At 65.3% G+C, this 522-nt stretch carries 2 pseudogenes; both read left to right on the top strand.

What is annotated here, in order from left to right:
- Positions 1 to 16 precede the first annotated feature (16 nt).
- A pseudogene (locus tag U8L64_RS00660) lies at positions 17 to 139 on the top strand (outer membrane protein assembly factor BamE); the annotation flags it as partial.
- Between the two features lie 105 nt (positions 140 to 244).
- Positions 245 to 328: pseudogene (locus tag U8L64_RS00665) on the top strand (phosphatidylglycerophosphatase A); the annotation flags it as partial.
- Between the last annotated feature and the right edge of the window lie 194 nt (positions 329 to 522).

A 522-nucleotide genomic window follows, 5' to 3' on the forward strand; every position in this document is an offset into this window, starting at 1 on the left:
TGGAAGTCACCCACCGATGCAAAACACCAAGCTCATGCTGACCAGCCTCACGCTCGTGGGCTTGTTCGCAATCGCCGGTTGTTCTTTTCCCGGGGTTTACAAGGTCGATATTCAACAGGGCAATGTCGTCACGCAGGAACCGGGAGCAGGTACTGATGGGTGCGCGCCAGTACGGCGCAGCCCTGCCAATCCTCGGTGTCCAGTGTGAGCAGCCGTTGCAGCTCGGCCATCGCCGCTTGGGCCTGTGCTGTTCGGTATCTGGCTGTGCGGCAAGGTGGCGCGCGAGCTGGGCGTGCACGACCACGAGGGCATCGTCTGGGCGCAGCTGTCGAAGACCGGCGGCACCCACGAAGACCGTCGCGTACCGCACGCCATGGACCAGGCGAAGGCGCTCGCCGCCGCGGAGAACGCCAGCTATGCCGTCAGCGCGTTCTTCTGGCTGCAGGGCGGCGGCCACCCGTCGACGACCGCACCGGAGGTGATCGAGCAGCTCAAGGCGCTGGACGGCGACTACCGCTTCGA

It is taken from the genome of Pseudomonas sp. FIP_A4, assembly GCF_036701605.1.
In the GTDB taxonomy this organism is placed as follows: Bacteria; Pseudomonadota; Gammaproteobacteria; order Pseudomonadales; family Pseudomonadaceae; genus Stutzerimonas; species Stutzerimonas phenolilytica.